This window comes from Microcoleus sp. B13-B6 (assembly GCF_036705405.1).
Taxonomy (GTDB): Bacteria; Cyanobacteriota; Cyanobacteriia; order Cyanobacteriales; family Microcoleaceae; genus Microcoleus.
This window is the reverse complement of the sequence record NZ_JAUBUJ010000002.1, coordinates 153,482-169,052: the sequence shown is the minus strand read 5'-3', so window position 1 is coordinate 169,052 and position 15,571 is coordinate 153,482. Positions and strand designations below refer to the sequence as shown.

General features: G+C 46.0%; 12 protein-coding genes. 2 read left to right on the top strand and 10 right to left on the bottom strand.

The window, feature by feature from the left end; all coding sequences use genetic code 11:
- Positions 1-47: 47 nt before the first annotated feature.
- The 7 genes from QUB35_RS01830 to QUB35_RS01800 form a co-directional block, all read right to left on the bottom strand.
- Positions 48-4,262: a chemotaxis protein CheB gene (locus QUB35_RS01830; protein ID WP_333138806.1), complete on the bottom strand. Its 4,215-nt coding sequence runs from the start codon at positions 4,260-4,262 to the stop codon at positions 48-50.
- A 493-nt stretch (positions 4,263-4,755) separates the two neighbouring features.
- Entirely contained in the window at positions 4,756-6,165 is a 1,410-nt protein-coding gene (locus QUB35_RS01825; RefSeq protein WP_333138804.1) for an adenylate/guanylate cyclase domain-containing protein, read from the bottom strand.
- Positions 6,166-6,714: 549 nt separating this feature from the next.
- Positions 6,715-7,821 carry a 30S ribosomal protein S1 gene (locus QUB35_RS01820; protein WP_333138803.1) on the bottom strand — a complete coding sequence of 369 codons (1,107 nt, stop codon included), beginning with the start codon at positions 7,819-7,821 and terminating at the stop codon, positions 6,715-6,717.
- Between the two features lie 1,011 nt (positions 7,822-8,832).
- Positions 8,833-9,390, bottom strand: coding sequence for a transcriptional regulator NrdR (gene nrdR / locus QUB35_RS01815; protein ID WP_333138882.1), 558 nt, complete (start codon positions 9,388-9,390; stop codon positions 8,833-8,835).
- Positions 9,391-9,584: 194 nt separating this feature from the next.
- Positions 9,585-9,680, bottom strand: a complete 96-nt coding sequence (locus QUB35_RS01810; RefSeq protein ID WP_006635641.1) for a photosystem II reaction center protein T — start codon at positions 9,678-9,680, stop codon at positions 9,585-9,587.
- A gap of 419 nt (positions 9,681-10,099) precedes the next feature.
- Positions 10,100-11,629: a photosystem II chlorophyll-binding protein CP47 gene (gene psbB / locus QUB35_RS01805; protein WP_333138801.1), complete on the bottom strand. Its 1,530-nt coding sequence runs from the start codon at positions 11,627-11,629 to the stop codon at positions 10,100-10,102.
- A gap of 198 nt (positions 11,630-11,827) precedes the next feature.
- Positions 11,828-12,157 (bottom strand): hypothetical protein, encoded by a 330-nt coding sequence (locus tag QUB35_RS01800; protein ID WP_333105475.1) that lies wholly within the window; start codon positions 12,155-12,157, stop codon positions 11,828-11,830.
- A 145-nt stretch (positions 12,158-12,302) separates the two neighbouring features.
- Here QUB35_RS01800 and QUB35_RS01795 point away from each other — a divergent pair, with 145 nt between their 5' ends.
- A complete protein-coding gene (locus QUB35_RS01795; protein WP_333138800.1) occupies positions 12,303-12,683 on the top strand; it encodes a type II toxin-antitoxin system RelE/ParE family toxin in 381 nt (126 codons plus the stop codon).
- Positions 12,673-13,026, top strand: a complete 354-nt coding sequence (locus QUB35_RS01790; protein WP_333105480.1) for a transcriptional regulator — start codon at positions 12,673-12,675, stop codon at positions 13,024-13,026. Before QUB35_RS01795 ends, QUB35_RS01790 begins: the two co-directional genes overlap by 11 nt.
- A gap of 71 nt (positions 13,027-13,097) precedes the next feature.
- On the opposite strand, the gene QUB35_RS01785 is transcribed toward QUB35_RS01790, so the two are convergent.
- The 3 genes from QUB35_RS01785 to QUB35_RS01775 all read right to left on the bottom strand — a co-directional run bounded on the left by QUB35_RS01785 (position 13,098) and on the right by QUB35_RS01775 (position 15,423).
- Positions 13,098-13,487: a PIN domain-containing protein gene (locus tag QUB35_RS01785; RefSeq protein WP_333138798.1), complete on the bottom strand. Its 390-nt coding sequence runs from the start codon at positions 13,485-13,487 to the stop codon at positions 13,098-13,100.
- On the bottom strand, positions 13,484-13,717 hold the full coding sequence (locus QUB35_RS01780) for a type II toxin-antitoxin system Phd/YefM family antitoxin (RefSeq protein WP_333138797.1): 234 nt from the start codon (positions 13,715-13,717) through the stop codon (positions 13,484-13,486). The genes QUB35_RS01785 and QUB35_RS01780 overlap by 4 nt, the downstream gene beginning before the upstream one ends.
- 215 nt (positions 13,718-13,932) lie before the next feature.
- The gene (locus QUB35_RS01775; protein WP_333138795.1) at positions 13,933-15,423 is read right to left on the bottom strand and encodes a DNA methyltransferase; all 1,491 of its coding nucleotides are present in this window, start codon (positions 15,421-15,423) and stop codon (positions 13,933-13,935) included.
- Between the last annotated feature and the right edge of the window lie 148 nt (positions 15,424-15,571).

The window sequence follows — 15,571 nt, the reverse complement described above, 5'->3', positions numbered from 1 at the left end:
GCCGGATATTACGATCGATCGACCGGACATGATATCATACAAAATATTTAAAATCGTCCTACTAAATTAGCCACCATTAATCCTAGTACAACCGGCTCGATCGGCTTAACCATATGCCTTTGAAAACCAGCTTCGATCGCCCTTTCGCGTTCTTTATCGCCCGCATAGGCAGTCAGCGCCGCGGCTGGGATTTCTCCTCCGGCTTCGGCAGCAAGAGCTCGCACTTCTCGAATTAAGAAAAACCCATCTTCCTCTGGCATTCCGAGATCGGAGATTAGCACGTCATATCTGCCGGGATTTTCAGTCAAAGCAGCGATCGCACTTCTGGCAGATGCAACTGCCAAAACCTCCGCCCCATAGCCTTCAAGCACAAATTGTAAGAACTCGTGCGTATCGATATCATCGTCTACGGCTAAGATGTGCAAGCCTTTTAGAGAGGGGACGCGATCGCTAGAGGCGTTTAAAGGCCCTACCAAAGCACTTGACTTTAAATCGATCGCCGATGTCAACTCTTGAGGCAGCGATCGCAACGGCAATCTCACAGTCATTGTAGTTCCTTGTTCCTCACCCGGACTTTCGGCTTGCACCGTTCCCCCGTGCAATTCAACCAGGTGACGCACGATCGATAAACCCAATCCCAGCCCTTGATTCCCTTTAAAGCTGCTGGAATCGGCTTGATGGAAACGATCGAAAATATACGGCAAAAATTGTGCCTCAATGCCTTTTCCCGTATCGCTGACTTGAAGTTGAGCATGATCCTCGATCGTCGATAGCATGATTTCCACTCGTCCCCCCGCCGGAGTAAACTTAATCGCATTCGACAGAAGATTCCACACAACTTGCTGCAAGCGATTGATATCCCCTAAAACAGTCGTAGAAATCAACTCCGAAACAATTTGAATGTTTTTTGCTTCGGCTGATAATTCAACCCCCTCCAGCGCAGCTTGCACCACTAACCGCAGATCGATCGGACAAATGCACAGTTGAAGCTTGCCAGTCGTAATCCGGGAAATATCCTGGATATCTTCGATTAACTGAGATTGCGCCATCGCGCTGCGCTCGATCACCTCTAAAGCCTTACTAACGTCTGCTTCCTTCAGTTTCCCGGAACGCAGAATTTTTGCCCAGCCCAGGATCGGAGTCAGGGGATTGCGTAATTCGTGGGAGAGATCCGCCAGAAATTCATCTTTACTACGGTTGGCTGTTTCTGCCTCGTGGCGGGCAAACTGTTCTTGCAATAATAACTGCGATCGTACAGTCTCAAACTGCTTGCGCTCCGTGATATCCTCGATCGACAACAGAATCATTAAAGCTCGATCTTCTGGTTCAAGTTTACAAGCATTCAGCAACATGGTTTTGGGCCCGATATTATCAAACAGGTGAGTCCACTCATAATTTTGAAGCTGAACATCACTAACCAGAATATCTTCCAGAATCCATCGCACTTGGGGGATATTCCACTGCCCGTTGCCTAGCTCAAACAGCGAAGATGTTGCTGCTTCTGACGGTGAAACCTGAAACATTTCATAGAACGAGCGATTTGCTTTATTCACTCGGAAATCAGCATCTAGGACGACTAAAGGCGTTTGCACAGTTTCCACAATGGTTTCAGCATAATTTCGGGCATCCTGCAAGGTTTTGGCACTGCGTTTAAGAGCATCAATATCGAGCAAAACCATCACCACACCGTCAATCTGGTTTTCCGTTGTCCGGTAAGGACGAATGCGGAGGTTGTACCAATATCCCGATAAAGTTTGAACTTCTTGTTCTTTCGTCTGGAGAGTATCAATCACCTCCAAAATCATCTGTTCCAAGTCAGGAAGGTTCAGAGTTGAGCGGATGTCGCTGAAATGTCGTCCAACATCTGTGGGAATCACACTAAAAATTTGCTGTGTCGCTGGCGTAAAGCGTCGAATCTGTAAATCGTTTGTCAGCATTAAGATAGGGATATTGATATTGGAAAGCAAATTTATCAGATCGTTATTGACCAGGCTTTGTTCAATATTCCGGCTGCGAAGTTCGTCGTTAGTGGTAGTGAGTGCCTCGTTAGTGGCTTGAATCTCTTCTTTGGCAGTTTCTAACTCCTCATTGGTGCTTTGCAACTCCTCGTTGCTCGATAGGATTTCTTCGTTCGCAACTTTGAGGTCTTGGTGGAGACCTTCCTGATCCTGGACCACAGCTTGCAGTTGGGCTTGAGCCACAGCTTTTTCTTGGTTAGCGGCTGCAAGTTGCTGCTTCAGCAGCTCAATTTCACAATATAGATCAGCTTGATCTAAGCTTTCCGAAGTAAGGGTGCTGAGGTTAAGCACACTGGGTGAAACTTCTTCAAATAGCACCAAAAAGTAGCGTCCTTCGACGGCCTGTGGCCGGAAGGGAATCACCTCAAAATTGACGATACTCGATCGTCCGGCTGATTCAAGCAATACCCTTTCTTTCCTAATCGTTACGTTCTGCGTTTCTGCCTCATAAATCGCGGTGCGAAGCTCAACCACCAAGCCTGCCCTTGCCATTGCCAGCAAGTTTAAGTTGGGCGTTCCGGCTACCACTCTCAAGTAAGGATCGGTGTCTCCCCGCACTTGCAGGATTTTCATCTGCTCGTTGACTACCACACTGGGTGGGGCATATCGATTTAAAATCAGTTGGTCAGTTTGTTGTTGTAAATCAAAGCTATTCCTAAACTTGTCCTTCTCTTGCTGCCGTTCACGTGCTTTAGCGATGGGATAGGAACTCGGCGTAAACGAAAGATTGGGACGAGTCGCAGTCAACTTTTTGGCATAAATTTTATACTTTTTATCCAATGAAGTAAACAAGTAGGAAAAATCTCCGGTACTCTCAGCAGTGCCTAACAAGAGAAAGCCCGTTGGGTTGAGACTGTAATGGAAAATCGGCATCACTTTTGTTTGCAATGACTCTCCAAAGTAGATCAGCACATTGCGACAGCTAACTAAATCGATATTGGAAAAAGGCGGGTCGCTGCCTAAGTCTTGTCGGGCAAATACACAAAGTTCACGGACTGCCTTGCTGATTTTATAGCTACCTCTTGCTTCGGGAATAAAGAAGCGAGTACGGCGCTCTGGTGAAACCTCTACCATCTGGTTTTCTGAGTAGACGCCAGACCTCGCTTTATCGATCGCCTGTTCGCCAATGTCCGTGGCAAAAATCTGAATCGGTGGCTGGATAGCTCGATCGCCCAAAAACTCTAACAAGCAAATCGCGATCGAATAAACTTCTTCACCTGTCGAACATCCCGCCACCCAGATCCGAATCGGAGCTTCTACCGATTTATTTTTGGTAATCGTGGGGAAAACCACGTCTTTTAACTTTTCAAAGGCTTCGGGATCGCGGAAGAAACTGGTAACGTGGATCAGGATTTCTTCATACAGGGCTGTGACTTCAGCCGAATTGTGTCGAAGATTTTGGGCGTAATCATTCCAGCTTTCGAGCTTGTACAACAGCATCCGTCGCTGGATGCGTCGAGCGATCGAGGTGGGTTTGTACTGGCTAAAATCAATGCTTGTGCTCGATTTCAGCACTGCAAAAATAGTTGCCAGGGCATCTCCCTGTTCGGGCGATTCCTCAACTTTTGTCAGGGGAAGCGGGCTAGTCAGAAACGGACTGCGACTATAGTTTGCCAGTTCCTCGGCAATTTTTTCCGGGGACATAATGAAATCAACATTGCCTGTCGCAACAGCGGTATTCGGCATACTCTCGACTTTTGCTGTGTCTTCACATTGAGCAAAAGTAATGCCTCCGGCTGCTTTGATTGCCTTGAGCCCGAGTGAACCGTCTCCGTCTCCCCCGGATAAAACTACGGCGATTGCTTTGTGCCCGCGATCGATCGCCAATGAGCTAAAAAACGCATCTCCCGGCAGATATTTGCCATAAATCTTCTCGCGCGGTGATAGTTGCAGCGTGCCTTTACATAGCACCATCTTGGTGTTGGGCGGAATAACGTAGACTTGATTGGGTTCTACAGCTACGCCGTCTTTTACCTCATTAACAGGCATTTGCGTCGTTCTCGCGAGAATCTCGCTCAGCAGACTTTTGTGATCGGGATGTAAATGCTGAATCAGCACAAACGCCATACCCGTATCGGCTGGTAAATTGCTCAGTAACCCCATGAATGCTGCCAAACCTCCTGCTGAGGCGGCAATCCCAACAATGGGAAACGGGGCATCGGTTTCGGCTAATTGTTCGGAATCGAGGGCGACTGGTGCGATCGATTCGGGTGTATTTTCTGGAGGTAATTGAGGAGAAGTCATGATGTGAAGTCCTTGACTTCAGTTATTTAGGAGCCAACATATTGGTAAGCGTGTGGCTGGTTAATTTAGACTATTTTTATCAGAGCTTAGGTTATCACCAGAAGGCTGGTAGCTTAAGGATGAGATGTGGCTTTTAAGTAGGGAAACTCCAACAGCCTTTCGTCGTGTCAACTTAAGCTGTCAGTCCAGCAAATCCTCACGCCCACCCTCCAGTCCGCCAGGGAATGAATTCCCTGTCTAATAGCTAAAGTCCTCTTAAGAGGACTAATGAGTTCTTCAGTCCTCTTAAGAGGACTTTAGCTTTGAGGCAGGGGTTTCAACCCTTGCCGGACTGTCGGACTGTCGGACTATTGGTTCTACCTGGTTGTTGACACGACGAAAGGCTCTTGGAGTGTCCCTACCCGTTATCTGTTGGAGTGTCCCTACCCGTTATCTGTTGGGGCGATCGCAACAATAGGCTGGCAATAACCAAGTAGTATATCAGCGTTTGTACCTAGCTTTTTTCAGCGACAAGTGTAGGAGACAGCGGGATTACTGATTCTGTATTAATTCTAGCAGTATAAGCGACTTGTGCGCCTTGTATTCCTTTTAAATCTTCTACTCGTTTTTGAATTTCGGAAACTCCAGCAGCTTTTAATGCTGTTAAAAATGCTTCGTCGCTGTAAACATCTTCGGAAAAGGAAACTTCGTCACTTTTAGAAAGATTTTGAATGCGGGCGGCTTTGTTGACTGTAGAGCCAAAATAGTCGATCGAATTATTAAGATTTACCAGCAAAGCCGTACCTCGGTGAATGCCAATTCTGACTTGAATCCACTCTTGTTGTTGGCGAGTTGAGTTATACTCTCTCAAACAACCTACAGCATCAGCGACAGCCATAATTGCTTGTTCGTTGCTGATAAAGGAAGCCATGACCGCATCGCCGATGGTTTTAATAACTTTACCGCCAAATTTCTCGATCGACTCAAAGAAAATTTCAAAATGATCGCGAACAATATTGTAAGCTTTAGTATCTCCCAGTGTTTCGTACATTCTGGTAGAACCGGTAATATCAGTAAACATAATAGTAATTGCCCGAATCTTGACTCGCTCTCTTTCCGATATTACTTGATTGCCGAACAAACGCTTATAATCCGGGTGATGAAGCAGTTGCATTCCTGACAGCCGCAGGGGCAGTTGTTCTACTGTCAATTCATCGGGCAATTCATCTGAATGCAAAATCAGCCCGGACAAATTGTGTTCGGTATTAGTTAATTCTAACTTAACTTTCCCCGGACGCACGGCCAGCTCTTTTTTGTCAAAATCTGGGCCGGCCAACTGCTTGAGTTTAATTTCTTGTATGGCTTCTGTTTCTGGGCCTTCAACCTTTAAAATCCCTTTAGCTAAAGTCAGGGGACAGCAGTAGCGGTATCGACCTTCTTCTAAGCTAACAGTCTCTGATTCGGTGCAGTATAAAGGCGTTACCAGTTGCAGTTTGCTCTGGAGTACGGGAGGGGGAGCACAGACGGGCCGCAGTTGCGGGTCTTCGATTTCTTTGTTTAGGGAAAAAGTAACTTCGACACGATCGAGCAAATCAATTTTAAACTCGCGCTCGCACATCGGGCAAAAAGACATTTCTGATGTGTCTGCCAACTCCTTAAATTCTTCTGTAATCATGTTGCAGTGGGGGCAGTGAATATCCCAGTGCAAGTCGAAGGCGCCGGCTTTCACTCCGTGCAGAAATTCGGAAGTAATTTTTTTAACATTCTTGACTGTATCGCCTGCTACATAGTAAGGATTAATTCTCAATCTCTGCAAAATGTGGGAACCGGTTAACCAGTTTTCAATTTGGTCGATCGTTCCTTTGCTACAATTGGGACGTTTTTTTAGCTGTTCTAATTTTTCTTTTAATAGTTCGATGTTCATAATCCACTTGCCTTTGACCGTCAGGGCAAGAAATTTATAAGAATTTTGTTGTAGAATTTGCTCTTCTTGTTGGTTCTGCCGTGAGAATTCTGATGAGCTTGCACCTGTGCCGATGTCTCTAACCTTTATAAATCTTAACAAATTAGCACGATGAAGGCCATGCCTATTTAGGCAGATTGATCGCGCTGCCAATTTTTTTAATTCAAAGTGCGATCGGTGCATCGGCCTACAGAAAGATATTAAATCTCGGTAATTAAAAATGGGGAATTGGCAATTGAGAATTCTAAACCAATACGCTTGGGTTAAAACTATTTATTCCGGGCGATATCCCCCTAAATCCCCCTGATTGTTGGGGGACGCAAGAGTAAGTTCTTGTCCCCCCCTTGTAGGGGCGGTGCCCCCGTGCCCGCCCGGTTGCGCCAGGGTGATCGAGCTTCACTGAACCGTATTGAACTGTCAACCACCCAGCAGCGACTAATGACTAATAATTAATGACTAACTAAAAAAAAAGAGGGAGTTTTCCCTCTTTTAATCACACTAACTGCGCTGTTATTCTTCCGTCGCAGGAGGGATTTCTTCCTCTACATCTAATACTGCTTCGGGTGCTGCTTCTGGTGCTGCTTCTGGTGCTGCTTCGGGTGCTACTTCCGGCAGATCCTCTTCCATTGCTGAGGGTACATCTTCGAGTATTTCGTCGGAGAGGTCATCATCAGCATCAGTTGAGTCTACAGGAATGTCTATGCCTGCTTTAGCTTGCTTTTGAGCGAGCATTTTCTCGCGGAACTTAGCTGCCATTTCCTCAGCTTTTTCGTATACCAATTCGCGATTTTTGACCATCGCGCCCGGTTCCGGTTCCAACTGCTTGGTGGAGAGAGAAATCCGGCCCCTCTCGGCATCCAAGTCAATGATCATCACTTTCACTTCGTCGTTGACATTGAAGACGCTATGAGGCGTATCGATGTGATCGTGCGAAATTTCCGAGATGTGCAGCAAGCCGCTGACGCCGCCGATGTCGATAAAGGCACCGTAAGGCTTGATACCGCGTACTGTACCGATGACGACTTCCCCGACTTCGAGGCGGTTCATCTTGCGCTCAACTAAGGCGCGACGATGACTCAACACTAGGCGGTTGCGGTCTTCGTCTACCTCTAAGAATTTTAATGGTAATTCTTCGGCGACTAATTCTTCCTTCGGTTTGCGGGTACTTATATGAGAACCGGGAATAAAGCCTCGCAAGCCTTCTATTCTCACGAGTGCGCCGCCGCGGTTGGTGGCAAATACTTGCGATCGTACTGTGGCATCTTCTGCTTGCAGTTGTCGCACTCTTTCCCACGCCCGCATATACTCGATGCGCCGGATGGACAGGGTTAATTGTCCGTCTTCATTTTCATCGGTTAGAATGAAAAATTCTCTGGTTTCGTTAGATTGCAATACCTCTTCAGGGCTTTCGACTCGATTGATCGACATTTCCTGAATGGGAATGTACGCTGCTGTTTTAGCACCGATATCAATCAGAGCGCCCCTCGGTTCTATACTAAAAACTGTACCCGCTACTACATCGCCCGGGCTAAAGTGATAGTCATATTTATCAAGTAGGGCTGCAAAATCTTCGTGAGTAAAGCCGATGTCTTTGACTGTGGTTTTGAGATTGACCATGCGAATAGTTTCCTAGGATTTCTCTCCTTCATGTTTTTCGTTTGTGCCGGCAGATATTAGAGATTTTGGTGAAAAAGCGATTAACTTTTTTCAAAATCTTTTACTAAAGTCAGTTTTTGCTAACTTTTGCCAGGTGCAACTGCACACCAGCGCTTGCCATTACTGTTACTCCATACTCTGTGTTAAAACGTTGAATCTTAACATTCCGAGTCAAGTAGACTATTTTGACACTCTCAGGTATAAATAAACTGAGATTCTTCGTTCAACGAGCCGACTTGCTGGCGACAGGATTACTCCCGTCTAAGTAGAGGTCGGTTTCTCCAGAAGCGTAAATTTCGGTATGCCCTACCGTATTTAATTAGGCACCGATCTTTAGTTAGGTTTTGTTCAAATGCGAGCTTTCCTAAACTGCAACACCGTTAGGTGTGACTACGCACTCAACTAATCCAGTTAAGTTTTTACGTTGTCTAGTTATACTCTATTTTAGACCGATGACGATCATATCACACCCAGCACTGTTACTGAGAAAAAAGAACACTCGCTCGAGTCAGTAACTCAGGGCTTAAGCCACTGAGCTTGTAAGAGAAATCGAACAAGCTGTACTGACCAGCCTAAGCCCTTCGCGGGCTACGTTATTAAGGTCACGACACCCTGGGATGCGAAGCTAGTCCCTCGCTCTGTCGCTGGTAGTTAAACAGTCTTAAAGTCCCTGAGACAGTGCTGCCAGCTTAACAAGCCTTTATAACCTTGGCGAAGCTAACATTACCCCGCAAGGGAAACTGAGGCAACCATACCTCGTCGGAGGGGCAACCATACCCCTCCAACCCCGAAAGGGGATTCAAGGCGATTGAAATCGCCGGGTCGTTTTCCACGAGCGGGCTGAAGCCACTGAGTTTCCCACTTACCGAGTGTTTTTTATGAGAGTCCCTTGAGTCGCTATTCCTCTGGGCCTTCCTCGCGACACGGTTTTCCATCTCAAGCGAATATTTCTCTAAATTAATTTAAGCGAGCTTAGCTGGGAGTAGCGCAGGATGCTGGGCTTTCTCGATCGACTGATTCCGAATCCGGCAAATCTGCGTCAAAATTCGGTCTAGTTTCTGTAACTTCAGCTTCGTTGAGGGGATTCTGAAGGTGATTTAGGGTATCTACAAAATCTCGGATGCCTCGAAATTGCCGATATACGGAGGCAAAACGGACATAAGCGACTTCGCTGAGCGGCCGCAGGTGCAACAGCACCAGTTCCCCTATTTCTGAACTGGCGATTTCTCGGAGCGATCGACCTTGGAGTTGGGCCTCGATTTCTTCGGCGAGAGTTTCGAGATGCCCGGAAGACAAACCGGTTTTTTCGCAGGCCCGAATCAATCCCCGAACTAATTTTGACCTGTCAAAAGATTCGCGCTTGCCGTCCCGCTTGATCACCGTAATCGGCACAAATTCTATGCGTTCGTAAGTTGTGAAGCGGTGCTGGCAGTTCAAACACTCACGCCGCCGACGGATGCTTTGACCTGATTCGGCTGAACGCGATTCTAGAACGCGGCTATTTGTGTGTTGGCAGGAGGAACAGCGCATGATTGCTGATTTTAACAGGCATTGCCAGCAAATTGCCATTCATCTAACCGCTTGGGGTCTGATGAATGGCTGGACTAGAAAAATCACTTAGCACACAGCGGTGAAAGAGTCCCGCACCAAATTAGATCACTATGATGCGGGCTAACCGCAGTCCGGTTCAGGATATTTTGGACTTACCGCAGGCGTATAGCTAATTATTTGCCAATCCGGGGAGGTTCCCGAAATGCGATCGCAAAAAATAGTACGCCTATGGCTAAAGCCAGAATCAAAATGTAAGCAACACTTTCCATGTTAAATTTTCCCTATCTTCCCTTGCCGTATTATTTTATCGTGAACAAACCTGACGGTCAACTGAGTACAGTTAGACCGCAGGCTTCTTTTTCCTTTTTTTCAAAGGCTTTTTATAGTGAGGTAGTTCCACCCCCACTTGCTAATATAGTATCAGAGTATTTCCCGATCATCTTGGGGTTTAAAAGAATAATTGTCGGTTTCGGTACCGAAACCCGACGAGCCTTTCATCCCAAGGAGTAATTCCCAACGGGGTAATTCGCGCAGCGCTCAGATTAATCCCCTCTAAATATACGCCCGGAACTTCCCGGCTGGTAGTTAATTGCTGGTTTTATTCTTAACTAAAAAAACCCGGTTTCTTAAAGAAACCGGGTTTTTGTGTAGCGGGGAAGTTTCCCCCCTACCCAGAGGCTGGCGAAATTTAGAGAGGTTCTTCTCTTCTGGTGGTCACGTCGCCCAGTTTTTGGAACAGGCCCCACTCGACTTGTTCTTCCAGGTCAGCCTCAACTCCAGCAAACACGTCGCGGAAAATAGTCCGAGAACCGTGCCAGATATGGCCGAAGAAGAACAGCAAAGCAAAGCAAACGTGTCCGAATGTGAACCAACCGCGAGTCGAAGTGCGGAACACCCCGTCAGAATTCAAGGTTTCGCGATCGAATTCAAATACTTCACCTTTTTGAGCAGCGCGAGCAAACTTCTTAACATCTAGAGGATTATTAAAGGTTTGACCGTTAAGTTCGCCGCCGTAGAAGCTGACGGTAACTCCGCTTTGTTCAAAGCTGTATTTTGATTCAGCACGGCGGAAGGGGATGTCAGCGCGAACGACCCCATCTTTGTCCGTCAAAATTACTGGGAAGGTTTCAAAGAAGTTGGGGAGGCGGCGAACCGACAATACCCGACCTTCGCTGTCAGTAAATACTGGATGGCCCAGCCAAGATTTAGCAATACCGTCGCCATTGACCATCGCGCCGGCCCGGAACAAACCGCCTTTAGCAGGAGAGTTGCCCACGTAGTCGTAGAAAGCCAATTTTTCGGGAATTTGTTCGTAAGCGGATTGGAAGCTAGCGCCACCGGCCAAGCTAGCTTGAGCTCTGCGATCGATTTCTTGTTGGAAATAGCCACTGTCCCACTGATAGCGAGTCGGGCCAAAAAGTTCGATCGGAGTTGCAGCAGAACCGTACCACATCGTACCGGCAACCACAAAGGCTGCAAAGAACACGGCAGCGATACTGCTAGAAAGTACAGTTTCGATATTCCCCATCCGCAGGGCTTTGTAAAGACGTTCCGGCGGCCGCACTGTCAAGTGGAACAAACCGGCAATTACGCCGACTACGCCCGCTGCAATGTGGTGAGCCACGATGCCGCCCGGATTGAACGGATCGAAGCCTTCAGGGCCCCAAGCAGGCGCCACTGGCTGGACGTGACCGGTCAGGCCGTAGGGGTCGGACACCCACATTCCTGGGCCAAAAAGTCCCGAAAGGTGAAATGCGCCGAAGCCGAAGCAAAGCAAGCCGGAGAGGAACAGGTGAATGCCAAACATTTTTGGCAAGTCGAGGGCCGGTTCACCGGTGCGAGGGTCTCTGAAAAGTTCTAAGTCCCAAAATACCCAGTGCCAAACTGCTGCTAAGAACAGCAGGCCAGAGAGGACGATGTGAGCGACGGCGACGCCTTCAAAGGACCAGAAGCCCGGATCGACGTTACCTTCGCCAGTGATGCTCCAACCGCCCCAAGAACCCGTAACTCCCAAGCGAGTCATGAAGGGCAACACGAACATCCCTTGACGCCACATTGGGTTCAGAACTGGGTCTGTGGGATCAAAAACTGCTAGTTCATAAAGGGCCATTGAGCCGGCCCAACCTGCCACGAGGGCAGTGTGCATTAAGTGTACAGAAATCAATCGGCCTGGGTCATTTAAGACGACTGTGTGTACGCGATACCAGGGTAGTCCCATTGACTGCGGTTCTCCAAGGTGTAAGTGATGATGTCTATTTTTACGGAAAAATCAGATTCTAAATCCCCAGCAGTTACCTGCAGGGTTTAAACTCTGCCTTTTGCCGACTGCCATCTACCTTCAAAGGTGGAGGCATAAAAATGAAAGTTATTTAAAGAAGTGTATCGAGTGTTAGAACCGATTGCAATATGTTGAGCATTACATTAGTTGCGGGTTTCCCATTTCGCAGCGGGCGGCGATCGTCCCGAGGCGTTCGAGGACTTGCTCGGCATCGATCAGTCTGGTGAGCTTAACGTTGCCGATATTTTTGGCGGGATCGGCAGGATCGGGAGAGACGGCAGGTTGGACTTCTACCATGAGTACAGCGTCTTCTACGCGGTAGAGCCACATTTTTTCGTTGCGATCGGAAAGACAGAGGTTGAGCTGTTGGATGTCTGGCTGGCGTCTCCAGGCGGCGTGAGTCCACTCGCCGCCAACGCCCCACACGCGCCCAACTTTCCAGCCGTCGGATAAGAAGAAGTATTTCACTTGTGTACGCTTGTTGAGATTTTTTTGTCTAACATAACGCAAAACTGCAATTGTACGGAATTATTGAACTGCGAAGACGCGAAGGGTGCATATAAATATTGTTATTCGATCGACTATTGCCTATAATATGCTATGTAAGGCATAATTGATCCAAATAACATGGAACATTGAGTTTCACTTTGATTTTTACTCTGAGTTTACCGAATTCCCCACTGATGTCAGATTAGAGCTTTTAGCAAAACTCACACTGTTACAAGAATTTGGCCCAAACCTCAAGCGTCCTCACGTCGATACTCTCAATGGTTCTACCTACACCAATATGAAAGAACTTAGGTTTCAGGCGGCTGATGGAGTTTGGCGAGTCGCTTTTGCCTTTGACCCCCGCAGAGAAGCGATTTTGTTGGTAGCTGGGGACAAATCGGGTAGTAGTGAGAAGCGATTTTACAAGCAAATAATTAAGATAGCAGATAGTAGATTTGCCGACCATTTGAATAAGTTAATGGAGCAAGAAACAGATGACAATTAGCCTGAAGACTATTATGGAAAATTTGCCTCCCGAACAACGAGCAATAGTCGAAAAGCGATCGGTTGAATTAATGGCTGAAGAAATGACATTGCAAGACTTACGAAAAGCAAGGAAATTTACTCAGATTCGCATGGCAGAATTATTAAATATGCGTCAAGAAAATGTCTCGCGACTCGAACGCCGTGCGGATTTGTTGGTATCTACTTTGCAAAGTTATATTGCGGCAATGGGGGGGGAGTTGTCATTTGTCGTAGAATTCAAAGATCGACCCCCCGTAAAAATTACTGGATTAACATCAATGTTTGAAGAAAGCAGCTACACTAATGGAGAGGAAGAGTTTTAATGGAGGAACACCGTTTTTTTAGTGAGAGCGATCGAGTCTTCAAAGTCGTTTGCGGTGTGCAAAATTTTGGATTAGCTGAGAGTATTTAGGCAAGTAGCTTGGGTTAGGTTGGGATCGACGGTGGCGAGGGTTAGTTCGTAATGAACGGCGGTGGCGGCAATGAATCTATCTGCGGGGTCTTGGTGTATTATATCTAGTTGACGGCTCAGAATCGCAATTTCATTGGTGAGGATTGCTTCTTTGGTGTCGAGTTCTTGTAGGCTTTTTTGAATCCATTTTTCTGGTGTGGGTTCTAGGGTTAATCTTCCTTTTTCGGCGAGTAGTAGGGTTTCCCAAATGCTAATGGGACTTAACCAAAGTTCGTTTTCTTCGTTAGCAATCGCCGTTTGTAAAGTGGTTGATAGGCGAGGATTCCCAAGACGATACCAAAGCCAAATGTGGGTATCTAGTAAGAGTTTCATGACAGGACATCCCAAGTTACGATGTTAGAGGTTGGCTCGATGATATCTCCGATAATTTTGCCGCTATCTTTGACAGATCCGAAGGCTGCTCGTTTACTTTTTTGGATGGGGGAGATAATGGCAACAGGCCGATCGTTTTGGGCGATGGTGAGGGGTTCGCCTGTTTGTATGGCTTGGGTGAGTAGGGCTTGGATGGTTTCGGGAAGGTCGGAAAGGGCGATCTGTGTCATGGTGTTAGTAGGGTTGGTGGCAGGTTAGGGGATAGGGACTTGCCGTACATCGATTTTAAGCGGTTCGTAACGGTTAGGGTTGCGGTAATTTTGCCTCTTTGGTCGTTTGCAGTCGATCGCATCATCTTAATCTCGGTTAATATACCTCAATTATGGCATTTTTCTTGGGAAGCTTGGGGGAGGCGATCGCACTTATTTACCTCGATCACTCTTTTCTAAATATCTAGTTCTAACTGCTTCCCTTTAACTTCCATTTGTTTTTCGGCTGATTTCACAACTTCCAAACTCAAGCGAACATCTAGCCGTTTTTTCTGTTCTAACATTTCCTTAATAGTAACAATTTGTATTTTATCTGAACTTTGATTCATATATCTGCTTTGATATATTCCTGCTGATTTGGCAGTTTTAATCATGTCCTTAGTTGGCTCTTTTAAACTGATAAAAATACCCAGGGCTGCTTGTTCCAGGGTAATTGTCCCTTGCAAATCGCGAATGTCTCCTGATTGAACCTTCCCTGACTTGACTTGCACGATAATCTTTTCTGGTTCATCTTTGTCACCTTGAAAGTAAGCAATGCCATCTATTCCCTTGTCGGCACCTTTCTTGGCGTTAATAATTGCCCTATTATTAGTATAGGTAAGCACTGCCCATTTTTCAAATTCTTTGCGAGTGCGATCGTCTTTTTTGTTGGCCAGGGCAACTGCTGCTTCCAGATCTTTAGGAATGCCATTTAACTTAAGTTGCTCAAGTACACCTTTCCCAAAAGAATCCTCAAGGCGTTTGAGAATTAAACTAATACTTTGATAAGTAATGTCAATTCCTATCCATTGACGGTTGAGGCGTTGAGATACAGCGACAGTAGTACCACAACCGCAGTAAGCATCTAAAACTACATCGCCTTCATTGCTACTGACTTTGATAATTCGTTCTAATAATTCTTCTGGTTTTTGTGTAGGATAGCCAAGACGTTCTGGATCGTTAGCATTTAAGATATTCATCAGCCACCAATCTTCAGGGATTTTGCCCAAAGGATGAGGCTTATATACTTTATTAGTTCCTTTATGCTTGCCCCACATTGCATCATCTTTTCTACCAATTCCTTCAGCTTGATATGGTATTCTAATTGCATTTTTATTGAACTCATATTCATTAGTTTTTGAATATCTTAATATGACATCATGCCTTCTCCCAAAGTCTTTTTTAGGAGAACCGCCGCCTCGATAACACCAAATTATCTCGTTCCTGAAATCACCACCCTGGGAACAAAAAATGGTATCTAAAATTAATTTTAAATAATGGCTTGCTGTAGGAACGCAATGCAGATAAAAGCTACCAGTAGGTTTTAAGACTCTATGAATTTCGACTACTCGTAAGGTAATATGGATTAAATATGCCAATAAACTGCCTTTGCTTAAGACCTTGGTTAAACCAGCGATTAAATCAATACTTTGTGATGTAAATTTTCCTTGGTAATTTTCCAAGATTTCAGCTAAACCCTGATTTGCATAATCGTCCCAAGTCCAAGTGTCAATAAAAGCTTGTGCTTGGGCTTGGTCTTCCTTGCCAATGTTATTATAGATTTGGTTGTAGTTGCGTTTTGAGTTAAAAGGCGGGTCAATATAGCACAAATCGATTGAGTCATCCTTGATGTGTCTGCGTAAGACATCAAGATTGTCACCGTAAAATAGTTGATTTTCCATTTTCATTTTCGTTATTTCCTTTAAACGGCAGGCGTAACTGCTGCTTATGTCTGTATTTGACGAGTGATTTTGAATTATACTATATAATGGTATCCAATAAACAAGCTCCCGGATTAATTACTTCCCCGACTCAAGAGGGAATTAATCCTTCAAT

What these genes read in the sequence shown, in the direction of transcription:
- QUB35_RS01775 (WP_333138795.1), bottom strand. Translation starts at nt 15,423, where the DNA reads ATGAAAATGGAAAATCAACTATTTTACGGTGACAATCTTGATGTCTTA.
- QUB35_RS01820 (WP_333138803.1), bottom strand. Translation starts at nt 7,821, where the DNA reads ATGGTCAATCTCAAAACCACAGTCAAAGACATCGGCTTTACTCACGAA.
- QUB35_RS01785 (WP_333138798.1), bottom strand. Translation starts at nt 13,487, where the DNA reads ATGAAACTCTTACTAGATACCCACATTTGGCTTTGGTATCGTCTTGGG.
- QUB35_RS01825 (WP_333138804.1), bottom strand. Translation starts at nt 6,165, where the DNA reads ATGAACATCGAACTATTAAAAGAAAAATTAGAACAGCTAAAAAAACGT.
- QUB35_RS01810 (WP_006635641.1), bottom strand. Translation starts at nt 9,680, where the DNA reads ATGGAAAGTGTTGCTTACATTTTGATTCTGGCTTTAGCCATAGGCGTA.
- QUB35_RS01830 (WP_333138806.1), bottom strand. Translation starts at nt 4,262, where the DNA reads ATGACTTCTCCTCAATTACCTCCAGAAAATACACCCGAATCGATCGCA.
- nrdR (WP_333138882.1), bottom strand. Translation starts at nt 9,390, where the DNA reads ATGCGCTGTTCCTCCTGCCAACACACAAATAGCCGCGTTCTAGAATCG.
- QUB35_RS01780 (WP_333138797.1), bottom strand. Translation starts at nt 13,717, where the DNA reads ATGACACAGATCGCCCTTTCCGACCTTCCCGAAACCATCCAAGCCCTA.
- psbB (WP_333138801.1), bottom strand. Translation starts at nt 11,629, where the DNA reads ATGGGACTACCCTGGTATCGCGTACACACAGTCGTCTTAAATGACCCA.
- QUB35_RS01790 (WP_333105480.1), top strand. Translation starts at nt 12,673, where the DNA reads ATGACAATTAGCCTGAAGACTATTATGGAAAATTTGCCTCCCGAACAA.